Annotated in this window: 20 protein-coding genes; 6 read left to right on the top strand and 14 right to left on the bottom strand. The window is 74.2% G+C overall.

Annotated features, from left to right (window positions below):
- The 12 genes from VKZ81_RS27780 to VKZ81_RS27725 form a co-directional block, all read right to left on the bottom strand.
- On the bottom strand, positions 1-1,067 hold a 1,067-nt coding region (locus tag VKZ81_RS27780; protein WP_324244663.1), incomplete at its 3' end, for a sensor histidine kinase.
- Entirely contained in the window at positions 1,064-1,705 is a 642-nt protein-coding gene (locus tag VKZ81_RS27775) for a response regulator transcription factor (RefSeq protein ID WP_324244662.1), read from the bottom strand. The genes VKZ81_RS27780 and VKZ81_RS27775, both read right to left, overlap by 4 nt.
- 61 nt (positions 1,706-1,766) lie before the next feature.
- Positions 1,767-3,203 carry a ribosome biogenesis GTPase Der gene (der, locus tag VKZ81_RS27770; protein WP_491723623.1) on the bottom strand — a complete coding sequence of 479 codons (1,437 nt, stop codon included), beginning with the start codon at positions 3,201-3,203 and terminating at the stop codon, positions 1,767-1,769.
- Positions 3,200-3,844: a lysophospholipid acyltransferase family protein gene (locus VKZ81_RS27765; protein WP_324244661.1), complete on the bottom strand. Its 645-nt coding sequence runs from the start codon at positions 3,842-3,844 to the stop codon at positions 3,200-3,202. The genes der and VKZ81_RS27765 overlap by 4 nt, the downstream gene beginning before the upstream one ends.
- Entirely contained in the window at positions 3,841-4,515 is a 675-nt protein-coding gene (gene cmk / locus VKZ81_RS27760) for a (d)CMP kinase (protein WP_324244665.1), read from the bottom strand. Before cmk ends, VKZ81_RS27765 begins: the two co-directional genes overlap by 4 nt.
- Before the next feature lie 149 nt (positions 4,516-4,664).
- Positions 4,665-5,021, bottom strand: a complete 357-nt coding sequence (aroH, locus tag VKZ81_RS27755; RefSeq protein ID WP_324244660.1) for a chorismate mutase — start codon at positions 5,019-5,021, stop codon at positions 4,665-4,667.
- A gap of 5 nt (positions 5,022-5,026) precedes the next feature.
- Positions 5,027-5,803 (bottom strand): pseudouridine synthase, encoded by a 777-nt coding sequence (locus VKZ81_RS27750; protein ID WP_324244659.1) that lies wholly within the window; start codon positions 5,801-5,803, stop codon positions 5,027-5,029.
- A 1-nt stretch (position 5,804) separates the two neighbouring features.
- Positions 5,805-6,470, bottom strand: coding sequence for an SMC-Scp complex subunit ScpB (gene scpB, locus VKZ81_RS27745; protein ID WP_324244658.1), 666 nt, complete (start codon positions 6,468-6,470; stop codon positions 5,805-5,807).
- On the bottom strand, positions 6,463-7,305 hold the full coding sequence (locus VKZ81_RS27740) for a segregation and condensation protein A (protein WP_324244657.1): 843 nt from the start codon (positions 7,303-7,305) through the stop codon (positions 6,463-6,465). Before VKZ81_RS27740 ends, scpB begins: the two co-directional genes overlap by 8 nt.
- 46 nt (positions 7,306-7,351) lie before the next feature.
- Complete coding sequence (locus tag VKZ81_RS27735; protein ID WP_324244656.1) at positions 7,352-8,284, bottom strand: ParA family protein; 933 nt, start codon at positions 8,282-8,284, stop codon at positions 7,352-7,354.
- Positions 8,285-8,483: 199 nt separating this feature from the next.
- The gene (xerD, locus tag VKZ81_RS27730; protein ID WP_414709489.1) at positions 8,484-9,407 is read right to left on the bottom strand and encodes a site-specific tyrosine recombinase XerD; all 924 of its coding nucleotides are present in this window, start codon (positions 9,405-9,407) and stop codon (positions 8,484-8,486) included.
- Between the two features lie 112 nt (positions 9,408-9,519).
- Entirely contained in the window at positions 9,520-10,515 is a 996-nt protein-coding gene (locus VKZ81_RS27725) for an LLM class F420-dependent oxidoreductase (RefSeq protein WP_324244664.1), read from the bottom strand.
- A 150-nt stretch (positions 10,516-10,665) separates the two neighbouring features.
- Between VKZ81_RS27725 and VKZ81_RS27720 the strand changes: the two genes are divergently transcribed.
- The 4 genes from VKZ81_RS27720 to VKZ81_RS27705 are packed head-to-tail and all read left to right on the top strand — an operon-like array spanning position 10,666 to position 15,766.
- Positions 10,666-12,003 (top strand): purine-cytosine permease family protein, encoded by a 1,338-nt coding sequence (locus VKZ81_RS27720; RefSeq protein ID WP_324244654.1) that lies wholly within the window; start codon positions 10,666-10,668, stop codon positions 12,001-12,003.
- Entirely contained in the window at positions 12,004-13,575 is a 1,572-nt protein-coding gene (locus VKZ81_RS27715; RefSeq protein ID WP_324244653.1) for a hydantoinase/oxoprolinase family protein, read from the top strand.
- Positions 13,572-14,666, top strand: coding sequence for an S-methyl thiohydantoin desulfurase family protein (locus tag VKZ81_RS27710; RefSeq protein ID WP_324244652.1), 1,095 nt, complete (start codon positions 13,572-13,574; stop codon positions 14,664-14,666). Before VKZ81_RS27715 ends, VKZ81_RS27710 begins: the two co-directional genes overlap by 4 nt.
- Positions 14,663-15,766 (top strand): S-methyl thiohydantoin desulfurase family protein, encoded by a 1,104-nt coding sequence (locus VKZ81_RS27705; protein WP_324244651.1) that lies wholly within the window; start codon positions 14,663-14,665, stop codon positions 15,764-15,766. The genes VKZ81_RS27710 and VKZ81_RS27705 overlap by 4 nt, the downstream gene beginning before the upstream one ends.
- A 6-nt stretch (positions 15,767-15,772) precedes the next feature.
- Here the strand turns inward: VKZ81_RS27705 and VKZ81_RS27700 are convergent, their stop codons facing one another.
- Complete coding sequence (locus VKZ81_RS27700; RefSeq protein ID WP_324244650.1) at positions 15,773-18,499, bottom strand: hypothetical protein; 2,727 nt, start codon at positions 18,497-18,499, stop codon at positions 15,773-15,775.
- A gap of 135 nt (positions 18,500-18,634) precedes the next feature.
- On the opposite strand from VKZ81_RS27700, the gene VKZ81_RS27695 reads away from it, so the two are divergent.
- Together VKZ81_RS27695 and VKZ81_RS27690 are read left to right on the top strand one after the other, a co-directional pair.
- Positions 18,635-19,708, top strand: coding sequence for a DUF917 domain-containing protein (locus VKZ81_RS27695; RefSeq protein WP_324244649.1), 1,074 nt, complete (start codon positions 18,635-18,637; stop codon positions 19,706-19,708).
- Positions 19,705-21,171: a PucR family transcriptional regulator gene (locus VKZ81_RS27690; RefSeq protein WP_324244648.1), complete on the top strand. Its 1,467-nt coding sequence runs from the start codon at positions 19,705-19,707 to the stop codon at positions 21,169-21,171. The genes VKZ81_RS27695 and VKZ81_RS27690 overlap by 4 nt, the downstream gene beginning before the upstream one ends.
- A 40-nt stretch (positions 21,172-21,211) precedes the next feature.
- Here VKZ81_RS27690 and VKZ81_RS27685 read toward each other — a convergent pair whose 3' ends face one another.
- On the bottom strand, positions 21,212-22,462 hold the full coding sequence (locus tag VKZ81_RS27685; RefSeq protein ID WP_324244647.1) for an alpha/beta fold hydrolase: 1,251 nt from the start codon (positions 22,460-22,462) through the stop codon (positions 21,212-21,214).
- Positions 22,463-22,701 lie beyond the last annotated feature (239 nt).

Raw genomic sequence — 22,701 nt, 5'->3', positions numbered from 1 at the left:
GCGCCCGCGGTGAGCCGGCCGCCCGCGGCGGTCACCCGCTCGGAGAGGCCGGTGAGGCCAGCGCCGCCGCTCGCGAGCGGGCGCCGGGGGGCGGGCGAGGGCCCGTTGCGCACCTCGACGACCAGCTCGGAGGGCCGCCATTCGAGGCGGACGGAGACGGGGGCGCCCGCGGCGTGGCGGGCCGCGTTGGTGAGCGACTCCTGCACCACCCGGTACACGGCGCGGCCGGTGCCGGGGGCGACCTCGACGGGCTCGCCGCGCTCGTCGTAGTCCACCGCCACGCCGGCCGCGCGCGACCCGGCCACCAGGGCCGGGACCTCGGTGAGGCCGGCCACGTGCTCGCTGCCGTCGAGCAGACCGAGGGCGGCGCGCATCTCGGCGAGGGCGCGCTTGGCGAGGGTGCGCAGCTGCTCGGCGCTGCGGCGGGTCTCCTCCTCGGCCGTGGAGGCGGCGATCGCGGCGGCGCCGACCGCGATGAGCGTGGCGTGGTGACCCACCGCGTCGTGGATCTCCCGCCCGATGCGGGCCCGCTCCTGCGCCCGCGCGGCGTCCCGGGACGCGGCGAGCGCCTCCTCGCGGGCCTGTTCGAGCTGCCGCAGGCTCTCGGTGAGCCGGGCCCTGGTGCTCACCAGCAGGCCGAGCGCGGCGGGCGCGCCGGCGTACAGGCCGGCGAACGCGATCGTGAGGACGATGCGGCCGATCGGGAGGTCCTGGGTGAGCAGCACCGGCGTGACGGACGCGGCCACGGCGAGCGCGAGCCACGGGACCAGCGGGCCGACCCGTCGGCTCCGGCGGCCGAGCGTGTACAGCGCGACGATCGCCGGCGGCCAGCCCAGCCCGCCCGCGAGCGCCCAGAGCGAGCCGAGCAGGCCCAGCGGCGGCCAGAGGTGGCGCAGCGGCAGCAGCGCGCAGGCGACGAGCGCCGCGGTGACCGACCACTCGAACGGCGGGACGCCCAAGAGCACCGCGCTCGCCGGCAGCAGGACGGCGGTGGCTTCGACGAGCACCCGCCGCACCGCCTCCGGAACGCGGATCGGCCGGGTCACAGCCGGTCGGGTTGCGGTCATGTCAACCCCCATCCCTGGGCGAGCAGCGCCGCCTGCACGCGGTTCTCCGCGCCGAGCTTGATCAGCAGCGCCGACACGTACTTCTTGACGGTGGCCTCGGCGAGCCCGAGCCGCTCCCCGATCACGGCGTTCGAGTCGCCCGCGGCGAGCCCGCGCAACACCTGCAGCTCCCGCGGCGTCAGGTCGGCGAGCTTGGACGGCCCGGGCGGCGGGGTGCCCGCGGCGAGGCGGGGCAGCAACCGGGCGGTGATCCGCGGGTCGAGCACGGCGCCGCCCGCCGCCAGGTCGAGCACGGCGCGGACCAGCGCGTCCGGTTCGGCGTCCTTGAGCAGGAACCCCTGCACGCCCACCCGCAGCGCCTCGGCGACGTAGTCGTCCAGGTCGAACGTGGTGAGGACGGCGGCGGGCGGCGCGTCGGGCCGCCGGCACAGCACGCGCAGCGCCTCCAGGCCGCTCACGCCCGGCATCTGCACGTCGACCAGCACGACGTCCGGGCGGTGCGCGTCGACGCAGGCGAGCATCGCGGCACCGTCCTCGGCCTGCCCGACGACCTCGACGGCGCCCCCTGCCTCCAGCACGGTGCGCAGCCCGGCGCGCATCAGGGGTTCGTCGTCGGCGAGAACGACCCGGACCGGCACCCGTCCAGGGTAACTACGCACCCCCCGTGAGGAGTACGGCGCGCAGCGCGGTGACCCCGCGTCAGCGCTTGCGGTTGCGCTTCTCGCGCACCCGGACCGAGATCCGCACGGGGGAGCCGGTGAAGCCGAACTCCTCCCGCAGCCGCCGCTCGAGGAACCTGCGGTACCCGGCCTCCAGGAACCCGGTGGTGAACAGCACGAACGTCGGCGGGCGGGTCTGGGCCTGGGTGGCGAAGAGCACCTTGGGCTGCTTGCCGCCGCGCACCGGCGGCGGGGTCGCGGCGATGACGTCCGACAGCCAGCCGTTGAGCCGCCCGGTCGGGATGCGCTGGTCCCACGACGCGAGGGCGGTGCGCAGCGCGGGCGCGATCTTCGCGACCGCCCGGCCGGTGCGCGCCGAGACGTTGATCCGCTCGGCCCACGGCACGCGGACGAGGTCACGCTCCAGCTCGCGCTTCATCGCGTGGCGGCGATCGTCGTCGACGAGGTCCCACTTGTTGAACACCAGCACGAGCGCCCGCCCGGCCTCCTCGACCATGGAGATCACGCGCTGGTCCTGCTCGGCGATCGGCTCGCTCGCGTCGATCAGCACGACCGCCACCTCGGCGGCCTCGATCGCGGCGCGCGTGCGCAGGCTGGCGTAGTACTCCATGCCGCTCGCGGTCTGCACGCGCTTGCGCAGGCCCGCGGTGTCGACGAACCGCCAGATCTCACCGTCGAGCTCCACGAGCGAGTCGACCGGGTCGACGGTGGTGCCCGCGACCTCGTGCACGACCGCGCGCTGCTCCCCCGAGAGCCGGTTGAGCAGGCTGGACTTGCCTACGTTCGGCTTGCCGACGAGCGCGACGCGCCGCGGCCCGCCGCCGGCGGCGATGGCGTCGTCGCGCGGGGTCTCGGGCAGCGCGGCGAGGATCGCGTCGAGCAGGTCGCCCGAGCCGCGCCCGTGCAGGCCGCTCACCGGGTGCGGCTCCCCCAGCCCGAGCCGCCACAGCGCCGCGGTGTCGGCGAGCAGCCGCTCGTCGTCGACCTTCGTGGCGGCGAGCACGACGGGCCGGTCGGAGCGGCGCAGCACCCGCGCCACGGCCTCGTCGGTTGCGGTGGCGCCCACGCTCGCGTCGACGACGAGCAGCACCGCGTCGGCGGTGCGCATCGCGAGGTCGGCCTGGGCGGCGACCGCGGCCTGCAGGCCGGTGGCGTCCGGTTCCCATCCGCCGGTGTCGACGATCGTGAAGCGCCGCCCGTTCCACAGCGCGTCGTAGGCGACGCGGTCGCGGGTGACGCCGGGGACGTCCTGCACGACCGCCTCGCGCCGGCCGAGGAGCCGGTTGACGAGCGTCGACTTGCCGACGTTCGGCCGCCCCACGACGGCGAGCACCGGGGTGGGTGGCGCCGCCGCGCCGTCCTCGGCGTCCGGGGAGCCGGGGCCGTCGGGGGCCCCGAAGTCGTCGGGGTCGAGCCCCAGCGCCGCCATCGCGGCGCGGTCGTCGGTTGCGTTCACGCCTTGCTCCGTATTTCGTCCAGTTCGCGGACCATGCCGGCCAGCTCCGCCCGCAGGGTCTCGGTGGCGGCGGCGAGGCCGCTGCGCCCGCCACCGGAGGGGACGGTCAGCGGCTCCCCCACCACCACGTCGACCCGGGGCCGCCAGCGCCTGCGCGCCCCGTCGGGGCGCCGCGTGCCGCGCGAGGCGACCGGGAGGACCGCCGCCCCGCTGGTGCGGGCCAGCCACGCCGCGCCGTGCTGGGCCGCGGCGACGTCCCCGCTGCCGCGCGTGCCCTCCGGGAACACGCCGACGAGGCCGCCGCCGCGCAACACGTCGAGCGCCGCGGTGAGGGGACGCCGGTCGGCCTCGCCGCGGCGCACGGGCAGCTGCCCGATCCGCAGCAAGCCCCGGCCGACGACGCCGCTGAACATCTCCTGCTTCACCCAGAACACCGCGCGGCGCCCGAGTAGTCCGAAAAGCAGCGGTCCGTCGACGAAAGCGCTGTGGTTGGCCACGACGACCACCGGGCCGCTGCGCGGGATCCGCCCGCGGTGGTGGACCCGCAGGCGGAAGAACGGACGGAACAGCCACGACGCGAGCCAGCGGGCGAGGTCGTGCAGCCACGGCCACGCGCCGGGAGGCAGATCGGGCGAGCTCACGTCACCAGCCCGCGTTCCTCCACCAGCCGCAGCAGCTCCCTCAGGACGTCGTCGACGGACAGGTGGTCGGTGTCGAGCACCAGCGCGTCCGGGGCGGCGTGCAGCGGCGAGGTCTTGCGGGTGGAGTCGAGCTGGTCGCGGCGGCGGACGTCGGCGAGCACCGCGGCGTGCTCGGCGATCCGGCCCGCCTTGCGGTCCTGCGCCTCCCGCCGCGCGGCCCGGACCTCCTCGGAGGCGGTGAGGTAGACCTTGAGCGGCGCGTCGGGCACCACCACGCTGCCGATGTCGCGGCCCTCGACCACGATGCCACCCCGCTCGGCGAGCGCCTGCGCGATGAGGGCGCGCTGCCGCTCCACGAGCGCGGCGCGGACCGCCGGGATCGCGGAGACCGCGCTCACCGCGGCCGTGACGGCGGGCCCCCGGATCTCGGACTCGACGTCCTCACCGGACAGCCGGATGGCCGGCGCCGACGGGTCGGTCACCGACTCCAGGTCGTTCACGGCCTCCACCGCGACCTTCTCGGCGGCCTGGTCGGTGCCCTCGAGCCCGGAGCGCAGCACGGCGAGCGTCACCGCCCGGTACATCGCTCCGGTGTCGAGGTAGGCGGCGCCGCACGCAGCGGCCAGCCGCCGGGAGACGGTCGACTTCCCCGTCCCGGACGGACCGTCCATCGCCACGACCCCGTGCAACCGCCCGGTCACCCAGCATTCCCCCTGCTCCTCGGGCCCCGGTGGCCCGTCCTGCTCCGCGGCTGTCGCGGGCCGCCGACCATCATGCCTTGTCGGGTTCGGCGCCCCGGCGACCGGGCGGGCCCTGGCCGCTACTGGGGCAGGTCGGTGCGCAACGCGGCGGCGCCGCGCAGGTAGACGTGGCGCAGCTCGGAGCGGGCCTTCGACGTCTCGACGTGCGCGAGCAGCCGCAGCGTGCGCGGCAGCGCACCGGGCACCGCGATCTCCGTCGCGCACAGCAGCGGAACGTCGGTGAGGCCGAGCAGCCGCGCCGCGTAGGCGGGGAACTCGGCGGTGAGGTCGGGGGTGGCCGTGAAGATGATCGAGATGATGTCGTCCGCGGTGAGCTCGTTGCGCTCCAGCACGGCGCTGACGAGCTCGGCCGACCCCTTCAGGATCTCCTCGCGGGTGTCGCCGTCCACCTGGATGGCGCCCCGGATCGCGCGCACCGCCACTACAGACCCACCGAGCGGTAGAGCGAGCCGACCTCCTGCCGGGTCAGCGGCCGGAACTTGCCCGGCTTCTGGTTGCCGAGCCGCACCTCGCCGATCGCGGTGCGCACCAGCCGCTGCACCGGGTGCCCGACCGCGTCGAGCAGCCGCCGGACGACGTGCTTGCGCCCCTCGTGGATCACGAGTTCGACCAGCGACCGCCCCGGCATGGAGTCGACGAGCTTGAACGAGTGCACCCGCACCGGGCCGTCGTCGAGCTCGACGCCCTCGCGCAGGCGCCTGCCCAGGTCGCGCGGCACGCGCCCCATGACCTCGGCGAGGTAGGTCTTCTCGATCTCGTACGACGGGTGCATCAGCCGGTGGCCGAGCTCGCCGTCGTTGGTGAGCAGCAGCAGGCCCTCGGTGTCGGCGTCGAGCCGCCCGACGTGGAACAGCCGCGCCCGCGGCGCCCCGGTGAAGTTCTCCTCGACGATGCCGCGCTCCACGACGAGATCGCCCACGCAGGGCCTGCCCCGGTCGTCGGACATCGTCGACAGGATGCCCCGCGGCTTGTTCAGCGCGAGGTGCACCAGGTCGTCCTGGAGGACGACGCGGGTGCCGTCGACGTGCACCACGGCCGTGGCCGGGTCGATGCGGCGGCCCATCTCGCGGACGACCTCGCCGTCGACGCTCACGCGGCCGGCCGCGATCAGCTCCTCGGCGGCGCGCCGGGAGGCGACGCCTGCCTGGGCGAGCACCTTCTGCAGGCGGACGCCGGTCGGACGGGTGTCCGTGGTCATGTCATTCATGCTGGGACTTCTCGAGTTCGTCGATCGCGTCGACGTCGGGTAGCAGGGGGGCGAGCGGGGGCAGCTCGTCGAGGGAGGAGAGCCCCAGCCGCTCGAGGAACAGCTCCGTGGTGCCGAACAGCGTGCCCTGCGTGGCCGGGTCGACGCCCACTTCCTGGATGAGGCCGCGGGTGAGCAGGGTGCGCAGCACCCCGTCGCAGTTGACGCCGCGCACGGCGGAGACCCGGGCCCTGGTGACCGGCTGCCGGTAGGCCACCACCGCGAGGGTCTCCATCGCGGCGCGGGTGAGCCGCGACCGCTGCCCGTCGAGCAGGAGGCGCTCGACGTAGCGGGCGTGGATGTCACGGGTGTAGAAGCGCCACCCGCCGCCGGCGTGCCGCAGGTCGATGCCCCGCCGCTGCGCCGTGTAGGTCTCCGACAGCCGGTGCAGCGCCTGCCGCACCCGCTCCACCGGCTGGTCGAGGGCCTGCGCGAGCGTCTCCTCGTCGGTGGGCGCGTCGACCACCAGCAGCAGGGCCTCGAGCGCGGAGTCGAGGGCGGAGTCGTCGGCGAGTTCGTCGTCGGTCTCGTCGAGGGCCACCCCGGGCTCGGGCTCGTCCGGCGCCTCCGGCACGAGACCGAGGACGGTGGCGGCGAGCTCGGACGGGGTGTCAGTCATCGGTGGGGGCGGCCTGCTCGTCTGCGGTGTTCTCGTCGTCCGGTTCGGACGTCGGGGTCCAGCGTACTGTCAGCTCGCCGAACGGTTCCGGCTGCTGCAGGTCGACGACCGCGCTGCGGTACAGGTCGAGCACCGCGAGGAAGCGGGCGACGATCTCCAGCGGCGTCGTGCAGTCGGCGGTCAGCTCGGCGAAGGTGGCCGATCCCAGCTCGGCGAGCCGTTCCCGCAGGATCTCGGCGTGCTCGGCCACCGAGACGTGGACGGCGTGCAGGTGGTCGGTCGAGACCGTGGGCGGGGGCTTGGGCCGGAACACCGACGCGGCGAGCTCGGCGAACTGCTGGGCGTCGACCCCGAGCAGCACCTCGGGCAGCAGCGCGGAGAACCGCTCCTCCAGCGCGACCGAGCGCGGGAACCGCCGCTGCGCCGACGCCTCCAGCTCGACGAACAGCTCGGCGACCTGCTTGTAGGCGCGGTACTGCAGCAGGCGGGCGAACAGCAGGTCGCGGGCCTCGAGGAGGGCGAGGTCCTCCTCGTCCTCGACCTCGGCGTTCGGCAGCAGCCGGGCCGCCTTGAGGTCGAGCAGCGTGGCCGCGACCACCAGGAACTCGGTGGTCTCGTTGAGGTCGGCGTCGTCCCCGAGCGCGGCGAGATGGGCGATGAAGTCGTCGGTGACGGTGTGCAGCGCCATCTCGGTGATGTCGAGCTCGTGCTTGCTGATGAGCTGCAGCAGGAGGTCGAACGGACCCTCGAAGTTGTGCAGCCGCACCTGGAAGCGCGGGCGCGCGGGCGCCTCCTCGCGGACGGAGACCGGCGCGTCGCTGTCGACGACCGTCACTCGCCCCCACCTCGCTGCGCTCGGCGTGGGCGCTCCCCGGCGACGTTCACCGGGCGAGGACCTCGCGGGCCAGCAGCCGGTACGACTCCGCCCCGTTCGACGTGGGCGCCCACGACGTGATCGGCTCGCCCGCCACCGTGGTCTCCGGGAAGCGGACCGTCCGGTTGATCACCGCCTCGAACACGAGGTCGCCGAACGCCTCGACGACGCGCTGGCGGACCTCCTTCGTGTGCAGCGTGCGCGGATCGAACATCGTGGCGAGGATGCCGAGGATCTTCAGGTCCGGGTTGAGCCGCTCCCGGACCTTGTCGATCGTGTCCATCAGCAGCGCGACGCCGCGCAGCGAGAAGAACTCGCAGGCCAGCGGGATGAGGATGGAGTCGGCGCAGGCCAGCGCGTTGATCGTGAGCAGGCCGAGGGACGGCTGGCAGTCGATCAGGATGACGTCGTAGCGGTCGAGCACCGGCTTGATGGCGCGCCCGAGCGCCTGCTCACGACCCACCTCGGTGACGAGCTGCACCTCGGCGGCGGAGAGGTCGATGTTGCTCGGCAGCAGGTCCATGCCCTCGACGGTCGTGGGCCGGATGACCTCGTCGATCTCGGCTCCCCGCTCCATCAGCAGGTTGTAGATCGTGGTCTCCAGCTCGTGGGCCTGCACCCCGAGACCGACCGAGAGGGCGCCCTGCGGGTCGAAGTCGACCAGCAGCACCTTGCGGCCGTACTCAGCGAGCGCGGCGCCGAGGTTGATCGTCGACGTCGTCTTGCCGACGCCGCCCTTCTGGTTCGCCACCGCGATGACCCGCGCCGGACCGTGCTCGGTCAGCGGAGCCGGTTCGGGCACCTCCTTCAACCGGTGCCTCCCCACGGGTTCGGCGGCGACGTCCAGCTCGCCACCCTCGTAGTCGCCATACGGTTCCTCGCCGTTCGTCTCGTGGTCGAGCGGCTCCGGACGGGGGGTGAAGGGCCGCGGCGTGTCCATGCGGTCTCCGGTCTCTGACGGTTGACCCCACAGGGGCCGATCACCGCAGGGTAGGAGGCCGGGCGGACGACCGCCAACGCACCCCGCCGCGTGTCGGCCGACCAATCGGCCGGATGTGGCCGACGGGTCCGGAACGTTACCGCCCGGTTGCGGGGAGCCGACGACCACCCACCGTCCATGGGCGTGTCACGCCGGGCGCTCAACGCAGGGCGCGGGGGTGGGTGGTGGCGTAGACCTCGCGGAGCGTGTCCACGGTGACGTGGGTGTAGACCTGGGTGGTGCTCACCGAGGCGTGACCGAGCAGCTCCTGCACGACCCGCACGTCCGCCCCGCCCGCGAGCAGGTGCGTGGCGAAGCAGTGGCGCAGCGTGTGCGGGGAGACCTCGGCCGAGAGCCCCGCGACCTCGGCGGCCCCGCGCAGCACGTGCCAGGCGCTCTGCCGCGACAGCCGCGCGCCGCGGGCGTTGAGCAGCAGCGCGGGGCTCCCCCGACCCTTGGCGGCGAGCGCGGGCCGGGCCCGCACCAGGTACGCGTCGACGGCGGCGAGCGCGGGCCGCCCGACCGGCACCACGCGCTGCTTGCCGCCCTTGCCGCGCAGCAGCACGGTCCGCGCGTCGGTGTCGAGGTCGTCGACGTCGATGCCGACGGCCTCGGAGATGCGGGCGCCCGTCGAGTACAGCAGCTCGAGCAGCGCCCGGTCGCGCAGCGCGATCGGGCCGTCGCCGACGACGCCGGCCATCAGCTGCTCGACCTGGTCGACGGTCAGCGCACGCGGCAGCCGGGCCGGGAGCGCGGGCGGGGCGACGTCGCGGGCGACGTCGTCGGGCACGAGGCCGTCGCGCACGGCGAACCGGTGCAGCCCGCGCACCGCGGCGAGCGCCCGTGCCGCCGAGGACGCGGCGAGGTTCAGCGGCGGGCTGCGCAACGCGGGGACGAACGCCGCGACGTCGGCCTCGCGCACCGCGGCCAGGTCGTCGATGCCGCGGGAGCGGAGGTGGTCGAGGTAGCGGGCGAGGTCGGTGCGGTACGCGGCGAGCGTGTTGGCCGCGCTCCCCCGTTCGACCGCGAGGTGGTGCAGGAACGCCTCGACGACGTCGGCCGGTCGAGCTCCCACCCGCGCGATCCTCCCGCAGGGCGCCCGCGGCCCGGTGGCGGCGCGCCGGTCCCGGATTTCAGGAAAGCCACATTCATGAACGTGGGCTTCGTGAATGTGGCTTTCCTGAAGTCCCCCGGGCTCACCGCAGCGCGGGGATGACCTCGCGCTCGAACAGCTCCAGGCCGGACTGGTCGTAGGCCGCCTCGTGGAAGTTGAAGATGCCGTAGCCCAGCCCGAGCTCGGTGTACTTCCCGAGCTTGTCCACGATCTGCGACGGCGTGCCGACCGTGGGGCTCTCCCCGTTCAGCGTCCACTGCGCGATGGCGTTCTCCGCCTTCTCGGCCCCGACGTAGGGCGCGAGGCGGGCCTTGGCGGCGTCGATGCGCTTCTGCACCTCCGCCTCGGTCTCGCCGATGAAGACGTTGAAGTTCGCCGACCGCACGATCTTGTCGAAGTCGGTGCCCACGGTCTCGCAGTGGCCCTTGAGGATCTCCGACTTGCGGGCGAAGACCTCGGCGGTGCCGATGAAGTTGGTGTAGTTCGCGTACTTGGCCGCGATCTTGAGCGTCACCTGCTCGCCGCCACCCGCGATCCACAGCGGGATGCCGCCCTCCTGCAGCGGCAGCGGACGGACGATCGCCCCGTCCACCTGGTAGTGCTTGCCGTCGAGGGACGCCTTCCCCTCGGTCCAGGCCTGCCGCATGATCTGCACGCCCTCGTCGAGCATGCGCAGCCGCTCGCGCGCGGGCGGGAAGCCGTAGCCGTAGGCGCGCCACTCGTGCTCGTACCAGCCTGCGCCGATGCCCATCTCGATGCGGCCGCCGGAGACGTGGTCGCAGGTGGCGGCGACCTTCGCCAGGTAGGCGGGGTTGCGGTAGCTCATGCACGTGCACATCTGGCCGAGCCGCACGCGCTCGGTGACGGCGCCGAGGGCGGACATGAGCGTCCAGGCCTCGTGCGTGGCCTCGTCGGTGGGGGCGGGGACGGTGTGGAAGTGGTCGAACACCCAGATCGACTCCCACGGCCCGGCGTCGGCCCGCTGGGCGAGGGCCTTCATGGTGGGCCACTGGTCCTTGGGGTCGATCCCGACCAGGTCGTGCCGCCAACCCTGGGGAACGAAGACTCCGAATCGCAAACCGGTCACGGAGCGCCACCCTAGTCGACTTGTATGACGAGCAGTCATCACTGTGCAACGTGCACAGTCTGACCGATCTGACCCGACACTCTGCCTCGTGACCCGCCTCTGACCAGCCCATATCGTTCCGCCAACGCCGGAGGAGGTCACATGGCAGCACATGTGGGGGTCGACGACTACGCGCTCACCCGCGTGCCGGCCGCGGCGCGCTACTCCTGGTGGACCGTCGCGGTGCAACGGTTCGGACAGGTCTCCGCGCTCAGCCAGTTCCTCCTGGGCTCCACGCTGGGGTTCGGGATGGGCTTCTGGGAGGCGTTCCTCGCCTTCACGTTCGGCGCGGTGATCCTGGAGCTGGTCTCGATCGGCGTGGGCATCATCGGTTGCCGCGAGGGCCTGCCGACCTCGGTGCTCGCCCGCTGGACCGGCTTCGGCCAGGGCGGCAGCGCCGTGGTCGGGGTCGCGATCGGGATCTCGCTGATCGGCTGGTTCGGCATCCAGTCCGCGGTGTCGGCGGAGGGCCTGGTCAGCCTGATCGGGGTGCTCCCGCTCTGGGTGTGGTCGCTGCTGTTCGGCCTCGCGGTCACGTTCATCGTGCTGTGGGGCTTCGCCTCGATGAAGTGGGTCGCCTACCTCACGGTGCCGTCGTTCCTCGTGCTCGTCGCGTGGTCGATCGGCAGCGAGCTCGTCGCCCACGACTTCGGCACGCTCGTCACGTCCGAGCCGGCCGGGCCGGCCATCTCGCTCCTGGAGGGCACCACGCTGGTCGCGGGCGGCTTCATCGTCGGCGCCGTGATCACGCCGGACATGACCCGGTTCAACCGCAGTGCGGCCGACGTGGTCAAGCAGACCGTCGTCGGGTTCACCGTCGGCGAGTACCTGATCGGGATGTCGGGCGTGCTGCTCGCCCACGCCATCCGCTCCGACAACATCATCACGATCGTGACGTCCTCGGTCGGCTGGGTCGGCACGCTCGTGATCATCCTCGGCACGCTCAAGATCAACGACTGGAACCTCTACAGCTCCGGGCTCGGCGTGGTGAACTTCGTCGGCACGGTGTTCGGCAAGCACGTCAACCGCGCGATGGCGACGCTGGTCCTCGGCGTGGTCGGCAGTGTGCTCGCCGCGGGCGGGATCCTGGAGAGCTTCATCGGCTTCCTCACCGTGCTCGGCGTGGCCTTCCCGCCGATCGCCGGGATCATGGTCGCCGAGTACTTCGTGGTGAAGCGGTGGCGTGGTGAGCTGGAGGCCGCGCGCGCCGCGGGCACCGTGCCCGAGACCGCGCCGACCTGGGTGCCCGCCACGCTCGTCATCTGGCTGATCGCCGCGCTCGTCGGCTACTTCGTCTCCTGGGGCCTGCCCAGCATCAACTCGCTCGCCACCGCGTTCCTGCTCTACGTCGCGGTGGGCAAGCTCGGCCTGGTCCGCGGCGTGGGGACGAGCCGTACGGTCGACAGCTTCGACCCCGTCGTCCAGAAGGAGAACGTCTGAATGCGCATCGGGATCGACGTCGGGGGCACCAACACCGATGCGGTGCTCATGGACGGCGAACGCGTGCTCGCCGCGGTCAAGGCGGCGACCACCCCGGACGTCACCTCCGGCATCGTCACCGCGCTGGACGGGCTGCAGGCCCAGCACCCGTTCCCGCCCGCGGACGTGCAGGCGGTGATGATCGGCACCACCCACTTCATCAACGCGCTGGTGCAGGCCCGTGACCTGGCCCCGACGGCGGCGCTGCGGCTGGGGCTGCCGGCCACGGCGTCGCTGCCGCCGATGGTCGACTGGCCGGAGCGGCTCGTCGAGGCGATCTCGGGGCGGGCCTACCTCGCCCACGGTGGCCACGAGTTCGACGGGCGGCCGATCTCCGCCCTCGACGAGGACGAGCTGCGCCGCCACGCCGCCGACATGGCCGCGAACGGGGTGCGCTCGGTGGCGATCTCGTCGGTGTTCTCGCCGGTCAACACCGAGTTCGAGGTGCGGGCCGCCGAGGTGCTCGCCGAGGAGCTCGGGCCGGACGTGCCCGTGTCGCTGTCGCACGAGATCGGCCGCGTCGGCCTGCTCGAACGGGAGAACGCCACGATCATCAACGCGGCGCTGCGCGAGCTCGCCGCGGGCATCGTCGACGGGCTCGCCGCCTCGATCGCCGGCCACGGCATCACCGCCCCGCTCTACCTCAGCCAGAACGACGGCACGCTGATGGACGTCGGGTTCGCCCGCCGCTACCCGGTGGCGACGTTCGCGTCCGGCCCGACCAACTCGATGCGCGGCGCCGCCGTGCTCTCCGGGCTCGGCACCTGCGCGGTCGTCGACGTCGGCGGGACCACCACCGACGTCGGCGTGCTCACCGGCGGGTTCCCCCGCGAGGCGACGGTCGAGGTCAGCGTGGCCGGCATCCGCACCAACTTCCGCATGCCCGACGTGCTGTCGATCGGGATCGGCGGCGGCAGCCGGGTCCGCGGCCGCGGCACCGACACGACCGTCGGCCCCGACTCGGTCGGCTACCGCCTCACCGAGCACGCGCTCGTGTTCGGCGGCGACGTGCTGACCGCCACCGACGTCGCCGTCGCGGCGGGCCGGGTGCAGATCGGCGACGGCTCCCTGGTCGCCGGCCTCGACCCGGCGGACGTCGCCGCGGCGCTGGATCGCATCGCCACCGACGTCGCCGACGTCGTGGACCGGATGCGGATCTCCGCCGACCCGCTGCCGGTCGTGGCCGTCGGCGGCGGGTCGGTCCTGCTGCCGGAGTCCTTCCCCGGGCTCGGCGAGGTGCACCGGCCGGAGCACTTCGCCGTGGCGAACGCGATCGGCGCCGCGATCGCGCAGGTGGGCGGGGAGGTCGACCGGGTGTTCGCGATCGCCCCCGGGCGCCGCGACGCCGCCGTCGACGAGGCCCGCCAGGAGGCGGTCGACCGCGCCGTGGTGGCCGGGGCCGACCCGGCCACCGTCGAGATCGTCGACTTCGACGAGGTGCCGATCCCCTACCTGCCCGGCAACGCCACCCGCATCCGCTGCAAGGCCGTCGGGGACCTGCGGATCGAGCAGGCGGCGGGGCGGCGGGCGTGACCGGCACGGTGACCGAGGCGCTCCCCACGATCGACGCGGACGACCTCGAGGCGCTCGCCCGCGGTGCCGCGGTGCTCGGCACCGGCGGGGGCGGCGACCCCTACATCGGCAGGCTGCTCGCCGCGCAGGCGCTGCGCGAGCACGGGCCCGTCCGGCTCGTCGCCCCGGCCGACCTGCCCGACGACGCCACGGTCTTCCCCGTCGCGATGATGGGCGCGCCCACGGTGATGGTCGAGAAGACGCCGTCGACGGAGCGGATCGGGGCCGCCGTCGCCGCGCTCGCCGACTACCTCGGCGTGACGCCCACCCACATCGCCTGCATCGAGGCGGGCGGGGTCAACTCGACGTTCCCGCTGGTGGCGGGCGCGCAGCTGGGGCTCCCGGTCGTCGACGGCGACGGGATGGGCCGGGCGTTCCCCGAGCTGCAGATGGTGCTGCCGACGCTGTCCGGCATCGCGTGCACGCCCATGTCGATCGCCGACGAGAAGGGCAACACCGGCGTGCTCAACGCCGTCGACAACCACGCGGCGGAGGCGCTCGCCCGCTCGCTGACCATCACGATGGGCTGCGCGGCGATCATCTCCAACTACGTGATGAGCGGCGCCCAGGCGCGCGAGGCGCTGGTGCCCGGCACGCTGAGCCTCTGCACCCGGATCGGCCGCCGCCTGGAGCAGGTGCGCGCCGAGCACGGCGACCCGGTGGCCGCGGCGGCCGACGAGCTGGGCGGGCGGGTCCTGCACAGCGGGAAGGTCACCGACGTCTCCCGCCGCACCGTCACCGGCTTCGCCCGCGGCACCGCCGTCATCTCCGGCGGGGCGGGCGAGCTCACGCTCGAGTTCCAGAACGAGCACCTGGTGGCGGTGCGCGACGGCGTGGTGCAGGTGACCACCCCCGACCTCATCGTCGTGCTCGACACCGACACCGGCGAGCCGGTCACCACCGAGGCGCTGCGCTTCGGCCACCGCGTCACGGTGGTGGCGGCCCCGACCGACGAACGCTGGCACTCCCCCGGCGGGATCGCCCTGGTCGGGCCGCGCTACTTCGGCTACGACACCGACCCCGTCCGGTTCGACGCCAAGGAGCGGTCATGACGTGGCAACTGGGGCCCGAGGACCTGCCGGACCTCGCGCGCGGCGCCGCGCTGCTGGGCACGGGCGGCGGTGGCGACCCGCACATCGGGCGGCTGATGGTCGAGGCCGCGATGCGCGCGCACGGGCCGGTCACCGTGCTCGACCCCGACGAGGTCGCCGACGACGCGTTCGTGATCCCCACCGCGATGATGGGCGCGCCGACGGTGATGGTGGAGAAGATCCCCCGCGGTGACGAGGCGGTGCGCGCGTTGCGCACGCTCGAGGCCCACCTCGGGCGCACGGCCGACGCGACGATGCCGATCGAGTGCGGCGGCATCAACTCGATGATCCCGCTGGTCGTGGCGGCCACGGCGGGCCTGCCCGTGGTCGACGCCGACGGCATGGGCCGGGCGTTCCCCGAGCTGCAGATGGAGACGTTCGGCGTGTACGGGGTGCCGGGGTCGCCGATGGTGGTCTCCGGCGACCACGGCGAGACCGTCACGATCGACACCGGCCCGGACAACAAGCGCATGGAGTGGCTCGCGCGCGGCGCGACGATCCGGATGGGCGGGGCGGCGCTGATCGCCGAGTACGCGATGTCCGGCGCGGACGTCAAGCGCACCGCGGTCCCACGCACGCTCTCCCTCGGGCTCGCCGTCGGGCGGGCCCTGCGGGAGGCGCGCGAGCAGCTGCGGGACCCGATCTCGGCGCTCGGCGAGGTGCTCGCCCCCACCCTGTACTCGCACCTGCGGGTGCTGTTCGCGGGCAAGGTCGCCGACGTCGAGCGGCGCACGGTCGACGGGTTCGCCCGCGGCAAGGCCCGCTTCGTCTCCTTCGACGGCACCTCGACGCTGCGCACGGTCTTCCAGAACGAGACGCTGGTCGCCGAGGTCGACGGCGTGGTGCGGTGCATCGTGCCGGACCTGATCTGCGTGCTGGAGGCCGAGTCGGGCGAGCCGATCACGACGGAGGCGCTGCGCTACGGCCAGCGCGTCGTCGTGATCGGCATCTCGACCCCGGAGATCATGCGAACGCCGGAGGCGCTCGCCGTCTTCGGACCGGCCTGTTTCGGGCTCAGCGAGGAGTTCCGCCCGGTGGAGGGCGAGGTCCCGGTCGGCTGAGCGCGCTCACCGATCGGCCGGGCACCACGCGGGCGTGGCCGGGTCGTCCCGCCCCGCGCACACGATGTTGCGCTCCGCGCTCGGCGCCCCGTCGGCGAACCGGACGATCGCCACCGGCTTGTCCACCGGGACGCGGCGCTCGATCGTGCCGCCGAAGTCGATCACCCCGCTCACGCCCTGGTACCGGCCCGTTTCGTCGCCCGCATCGGTGATCGCCATGAGGGCGGGCCACACGGCCGCGCCGCTGATCGCGATGTTCTCCTGGCCGAGGTGACCGGCCGCCGCGACGACCGTGAAGCCGGCGTCGTAGGTGAGCGCGGCGTACCCGTCGAGGGAGCGGCCCAGGTTGGTCTGCTCCCACGGGAAGAGCTCGTACAGGCGCGCGTAGAAGTCGCGCACCTCCACGGGCACCGGCCCGCCCAGCTCGGGCGCGAGCGCGTGCGACAGGTACTCGAACGGCACCGACCGGTTCGCCCCGCTCACGTCGCGATCGGCCACGTAGGTGGTGACGTCCGAGCTCGCGATGATGTACGGCGGCCGGTTCTTGCACCGGTAGGCCACCCCGTCGATGAACGTCCGGAAGTCGGGGTTGCCGCGGCCGGCGTACAGCACCACCCCGTCGGCGTCGCACGCCTCGCGCCCCGCTTCGGCGGCGTCGGTGACGTGTCCGGCGTTCCCCGGATCACCCGGAGGGAAGCCGGCCGGGGTGAACGCCACCTGCTCGACCGCGAATCCCCGCTCGCCGAACCGCGTGGCCAGCTCGTCGGCGAAGCCGCGGCTGAAGATGTCTCCCGGGTCGTCGGCGACGTAGATGCGTGCCCGGCGGGCGAGCGGCCGCCCGGTGGGTTGCTCCCCGGTGGCGATCAGGTGGTCGACGTACGCGGCGGTCACCGCTGCCTGCCGGGAGTTCTGCGGCGCGACGCTGAAGTAGAGGCGGCTCGCCTCGAACAGCGCGTCCGCGGTGAGCACCGCCGCCACGGTCGGCAGGCCCGCGGCGCCGAGGGACTCGAGCGCCTGCTCCGTGGTCACGCGGCTCTGGTTGGGACCGACCACCGCGACCACGCTGGGATCGGCCGCCGCCATCCGGCCCACCTTCTCGGCGGCGGTCCCCCCGTGCGCGAGGGTCGGGCCCGCGTTCGCGATCAGCACGCGGACCAGCGGCTCGAACGGCTGGGCCGCCTTCTCCAGCTGCACCTCCTGGAGCACGGCCATGCCCACCATCTGTTCCCGCACCGCGGTGAGCGGCGCATCGCCCCCTCCGGCGACGGGGTCGATCCCGGCCAGCAGCACGAGCGTGACGAGCGGCCGGTCGGGCTGCTCGCGGTGGAGCTCGTCCGCGCGCCGGTTGAACTCGTGGATCGTCGCCCCCACCCCGCCGAGCACCTCCGGGTACGGCAGGCGCGGATCACCGGGGTCCAGCACCCCGATGCACACGTCGTCGATGCGCTCGAGCTCGGAAGGCAACCGCTCCTCGAGGAGCCAGGTGAGCCCCGTACCGCACGTGCGCCAGTCGTCGAAGACGCCGACGGCCGTCGGGACCGCGACGACGACGCCGGCCAGCACCGCCGCGACCCATCGGCGGCGCCACAGCGGGGGATGGCCGGGCTCGAAGGACTGCCTGCCGCGCTTCGCAGGTTCGCGCGGCGGGAGCTGCCTCAGGTCCCGGTCATTCGTCAGGTCGCAGACAACGACCCAAGCGGCCTCGTTGCGGCGCCGCCGCTCATGCGGCAGCTGGGCGCGCCACCGCTCAAGCACCTCTGTTGCGTCTTCGCCGCAGGCCGTGGGTTGCGGCAGTGCAGAGACGTCCCCACCGTCGGGGTGTGCGACGAACGCCGGCAGCGCCGAGCCCGAGGTGACCAGGAGCAGCGGGTCGTCGATGCCCGTCTCGTTGCGGACCGCACCGATCGTCCGGATCAGGGTGTCGGCGCCCGGCACCGCGTCGCGGTCGAGCAGCACGATGGGCACGGTGGTGCGGTAGCGGCGGAACCAGCCGATCCGACGGTGCTCCCGGCGCAGGTCCGCGAGGAAGGCGTTGACGAGCAGCCGGCGCACCTGCTCGGGGTCCTCCCGCTTCCACTCCGGCGGGGCGAGGCGCTCGGCCAAGCTGAAGAACGTGCGGTGCGGGCGCGGGGCCAGGTTCGGCTGGCGGCGGAGGAACCAGCGGTACTGGCGGCCGAATCCCGGCACCACCCCGCTCTGGCGCACCCAGAAGTAGGCCGGCGTGAGCACCCAGCCCAGCAGCCGCAGCCGCCACGGCAGATCGCTGACCGGGTCCTTCCGGTGAGCTATGCGGCCCAGCGAGCGGTCCTGTAAACGCTTCTGCAGCTCGACGATCCGGTCCTCCGGCGGCGCGGAGGGCAGATCGACCTCCATCAACCACTGCAGGAGCCGGAACCGCGGGAAACGGTAACCGCCCCCCTCCGTCCTCGCCAACTCATTGCAAATGGCACCGAGGAGGCTGCGGAGCTCGAGCACATCGCGGTATCGGAGGTCGAGCGCGTTGCCACCGGTAGAATCTGGGCGTTCGGTGACATTGGCGTGCGGCACGCGGCGCCCGCCCGCAGGCTCGAACTGCTCAGCGAGCACGCCGACCACCCTGGTGTGCCCCTCTGGCTGCACGCAGACGACCATCGGTGAGGTGTGAGGCGGTGGGGTTGACCGGTGCGTCGGCACATAAAGCTGCAATAGCAGCTTCCGCAGCGTCCTGAACCCCGGGAATCTGATGTAGTTCATCTCCGTCTCCTGGAAGCCTCGATCGCTGCGACGCGGCATTCCGCCTGTCGCGGGGCGTGAGGCTAGGGACGGGGCCCGGGAGCCCTCCCGAACCGAAGCACCCGTATCCGCGCCCGGGTCTGGGATCATCGTGCGATGGCGGTTGTCCGGCTCGGAGCCGCGGACGTCGACCCCCTCGTCGTCGGGCTCCAGCTGCTCGGCTCGGGCGGCGGCGGTGACCCGCTGCCGTTCCGCCACGGCCTGCGCCGCGCGCTCACCCCGGACGGGGTGGTGCTGCACGACCCGGCCGACCTCGGCGACGCGCCCGTCGTCGCGGTCGGGATGCTCGGCGCCACGCGGGTGTTCGCCGAGAAGCTGCCCAGCGGGCAGGAGATCACGCGGGCGGTGCGGGCGCTGGCCCGCTGGACCGGCGTCACCCCGGCCGCGCTGATGCCCTACGAGGCGGCCGGCCTGAACGGCGCGCTCGCCGTGGTCGCGGCGGGCGAGCTGGGGCTCCCGCTCGTCGACGCCGACCTGATGGGCCGCGCCCTCCCCCGCCTCGACCAGCTCACCCGGGCCGTCGTGGGCGGCCCGCTCACCCCGTACGCGCTGGCGGAGGCGAGCGGGCAGGTGGTGCTCGTCGACGACACCGACCCGGTCGCACTGGAGCGGGTCGCGCGCGCCGTGGTCGCGCAGGGCGGCGGCTGGGCCGGTGGCGCGCTCGCCCCGGTGCCCGCGCGGACGCTGGGCACCGACTCCTGCACCGGCACCCTGGCCCGGGCGCTCGCCCTCGGCCGCGCGCACGCCGGGCTGGTCTGCCCCGGCCCGGCGGAGGTGGCGCGCGCCCTCGGCGGGCGGGTCCTCGCCGCGGGCCGCACCGTGGAGATCGCCCGGCACCCCTCGTCGTCGTTCGGCCGGGCGGGCGTCACGATCCTCGACGAGGGCGGCGGCGTGCTGCGGGTCGAGGCCGAGAACGAGTACCTGCTCGCGATCCTCGACGGCGAGCCCGTCGCGACCTGCCCCGACCTGCTGTGCCTGCTCGACCGGCGCACCGCAGCCCCGATCGCGGTGGACGGGCTGCGCCTGGGCGACGACGTGCTCGCGGTGGCGCTGCCCGGCCCGCCGTGGTGGCGCGCGGCGCCGGAGCGGCTGCGCCACGTCGACCCGCGCGCCTTCGGGCTCGACTGCGACGCCGTGCTGCTCCCCGACCCGGTCGGGAGCGCGCCGTGACCGAGCTCGAGCTGCACGCGCTGCTGGGCCACCCGGACTGGGCCGCGGTCGACGTGCTCGCCGAGCCCGCGGGCGGGCCGGACGGGGTGCCCGTGCGGGACGTGGTCACCGTCGCCGACTTCCGGGCCGAGGTGACGGCGGCCCGCGCCGCGCTGGTCGCGGTCGCGCTGTCCGGGGACCGCGAGGACTGGCACCTGGATGCGCTGCTGCGCCGCGCCGCCGCGGGGGGCGCGGCCGCGGTGCTGCTGCCCGGCAAGGACCCGCTGCGGCTCGCGAGCCGGCTGCTCGCCGAGCGGGTGGGGCTCACCGTGCTCGGCACGCCCGACCCCCTCGCCGCCGCGATGGCCGCCACGCGGCTGCTGCGGGAGTCCGACCAGGTGGTCGCCGCGCTCGTCGCCACGACCGCGTCGGTGTGCTCGGCCACCGGCGGCGGCGTCGACGAGCTGGTGGCGGCGCTCGCCCAGGCGTGGCGCCGCCCGGTCTGGCTCCTCGACGGCCACGGGGACCGCCTCGCCGGCCCCGAGCCGGGCCCCACCGACCGCCGCGCGCTGCTCACCCGCCCGGTCCAGACCGGCCGCAGGCCCACCACGCTGGCCGCGGCCGTGCCGCCCGGGGTGCCGGCCGAGCTGGCCGCCGTGCGCGCCGCCCTCGGCGTGGCGGCGGGCGCGGTCGGGCAGCGGCTCGCCGAGAACCGGCTCGCCGTCGAGCGCGACGCCCGCCTGCGCATGTCGCTGCTCGCCGAGCTGCTGCAGGCCGAACCGGACGCGGGCACCCGCAGGCGCGCCCTCGACGCGGGCTGGCAGCTCGACGGCTGGCACGTCGGCATCCGCGTCGACGTCCCGGACACCGTCGACCCGCTCGTCATGCGCCCCGAGGTGCTGCGCGCGTTCGAGGCGGCCCACCTGCACGCGCTCGTCGTCGAGCAGGGCCGCGGGTGGAGCGCCTGGACGACGTTCGCCGAGGAGCCGTCGGCCGCGCAGCTGCACGCCCACGCCACCGCGGCCCGCCGCGCGCAGTGGCTGCTGCGCTCCACCCTGCCCAGCGCCATGGGCGTGGGCCGGCTCTACCGCGACGCGACCGGGCTCGCCCGCACGCTCGGCGAGGCGGGCGACGCCGCGCGCCTCGCGGCCACCCGCTCGGCGGCCGGCTACTTCGTGCACGTCGACCGGCTCGGCCTCGGCCAGCTCCTGCTCGCCTGGACCCGCACCGACACGTTCCTGCCCGCGGCCCGTTCGCTGCTCGAACCGCTGCGCGACCAGCCGGGCGACCTGCTCGCCACCCTCACCGCCTACCTCGACGCCGAGTCCTCCCTCACCGAGGCCGCCGCCGTGCTGGGCGTGCACCGCAACACCGTCGCCACCCGGGTGGCGAAGGCGCAGGAGCTGCTGGGCGTCGAGCTCACCGACCCCGACGAGCGGCTCGCGCTGCATCTGGCCTGCCGCAGCGTGCTGTTCCACAGCTGAGTCGTGCCGACGGCTCCTCCGCAGCGCGGGCGGGGGCCGGTCACGGCGTGTGCGCCCCCTGCTCCTGCCTCAGCTCGGCCAGCACCGGCAGCAGGTGCTCGGCGAGCCCGTCCGGGTCCTCCGACATCGGGAAGTGCCCGCGCCCGCGCATCTCGACGAGGCGCCCGCCGAGCCGCTCGGCCGCCTCCCGGCTGGCCTCCGTGGTGGCGGAGTAGTCGTACTCGCCGCTGAACACCACGAGCGGGCAGCTCGCGGGCACCAGGTCCGCGGTGTGGCGGGGGAAGTCGACCGAGTAGAAGTAGGTGTCGCCCTGGTAGACGCCGGGCCCGGACTGGGCGTACCCCCACAGCGTCTCGGCCCGCGGCGCGGCGGGGCTGCTCGGCGCGATCAGCCCGCCCACCCAGCTCACCAGGAACGACGAGTGGTCCACGTCGACGCGGTTGGTCCACTCCACGAACCGCCCCGGGTTGCCGAGACCGCCCTCGAGCGCGCAGACCCCCGTGAACCGCTCGCCGTGCCGGCTCGCCAGGTAGAGGGCCATCGAGCCGCCCATCGAGCAGCCGAGCAGTACCGGGCGGTGCAGCCCGAGCGCGTCGATGACGGCGAGGACGGTGGCCTCGTAGGTCTCGGTGTCCAGCCGGTAGCGGCGGTGCTGCCAGTCCGGCGGAGGGTCGGACCGGCCGTGCCACGGCAGGTCGAACGCGATGACCCGGTGGTGATCGGTGACCCTCGGGTCCTCCATCAGGTACCGGAACTGCCGGGAGTCCGCCCCGGCGGTGTGCAGGCACAGCAGGGGCAGGCCGTCCCCCGCCTGCTCGAAGTAGATCCGCCGCGGCTCGCCCCGGACCTCGACGTGCAGGTAGCGCCCCTCGATCGGGCTCAGCCCCGCGGTCGGCGTCGGCGGGTCGGGGCGTCGGGGTCGCGGCGCGCGCACCTGGTCGCGGATCGCGTCCACCACGCGGTCGAGCGCGCCCGCCGCGCGGGCCCAGACCTCGCGCCGGCCGGTCACCCGGGCGTCGCCGCGGGTGGCGACGAGCGCCTGCGCGGAGGTGCACCCGCGCGGCGGTGGCTGCGTGCAGAAGTCGGCCCACTCGTCGGCGGAGATCGCGAACCCGAAGTCCGCGGCGTCGCCGGGCGAGTCGGTGACCCGAAGAGCGCCGTCGCCGTCGGCGTGCAGCACGACGCGCAGTTCCCCGATCGTCAGCAGCGCCGTCCACGGCGGCCCCGGGGGCAGGCCGTCGAGCAGCCCGTCGCGGACCGCTGCGCGAACGTCCTCTGGGGTGGGCGTCATGCGTGCCTCCGGATCACGATCTTCGTGCCTGCGGTTGACGTGTACGGCCGACGACTCTACCGTCCGATTGTCTGACAGACAGACACACAGACAGCCTGTCTGCGCGTCACGGCGCAGCGCAACCCTCGCGAACGATGGGGTTCTCTGGGATGGCACGTTCGCCCCGGACGGCCGGCACCGGCCGCACGGACACCGGCACCGACACCGCCGAAGCCAAGCGGCGTTCCTCGGCCATCGGC

The organism is Pseudonocardia sp. (assembly GCF_035305885.1).
In the GTDB taxonomy this organism is placed as follows: domain Bacteria; phylum Actinomycetota; class Actinomycetes; order Mycobacteriales; family Pseudonocardiaceae; genus Pseudonocardia.
This window is presented reverse-complemented; position numbering and strand designations above follow the sequence as displayed.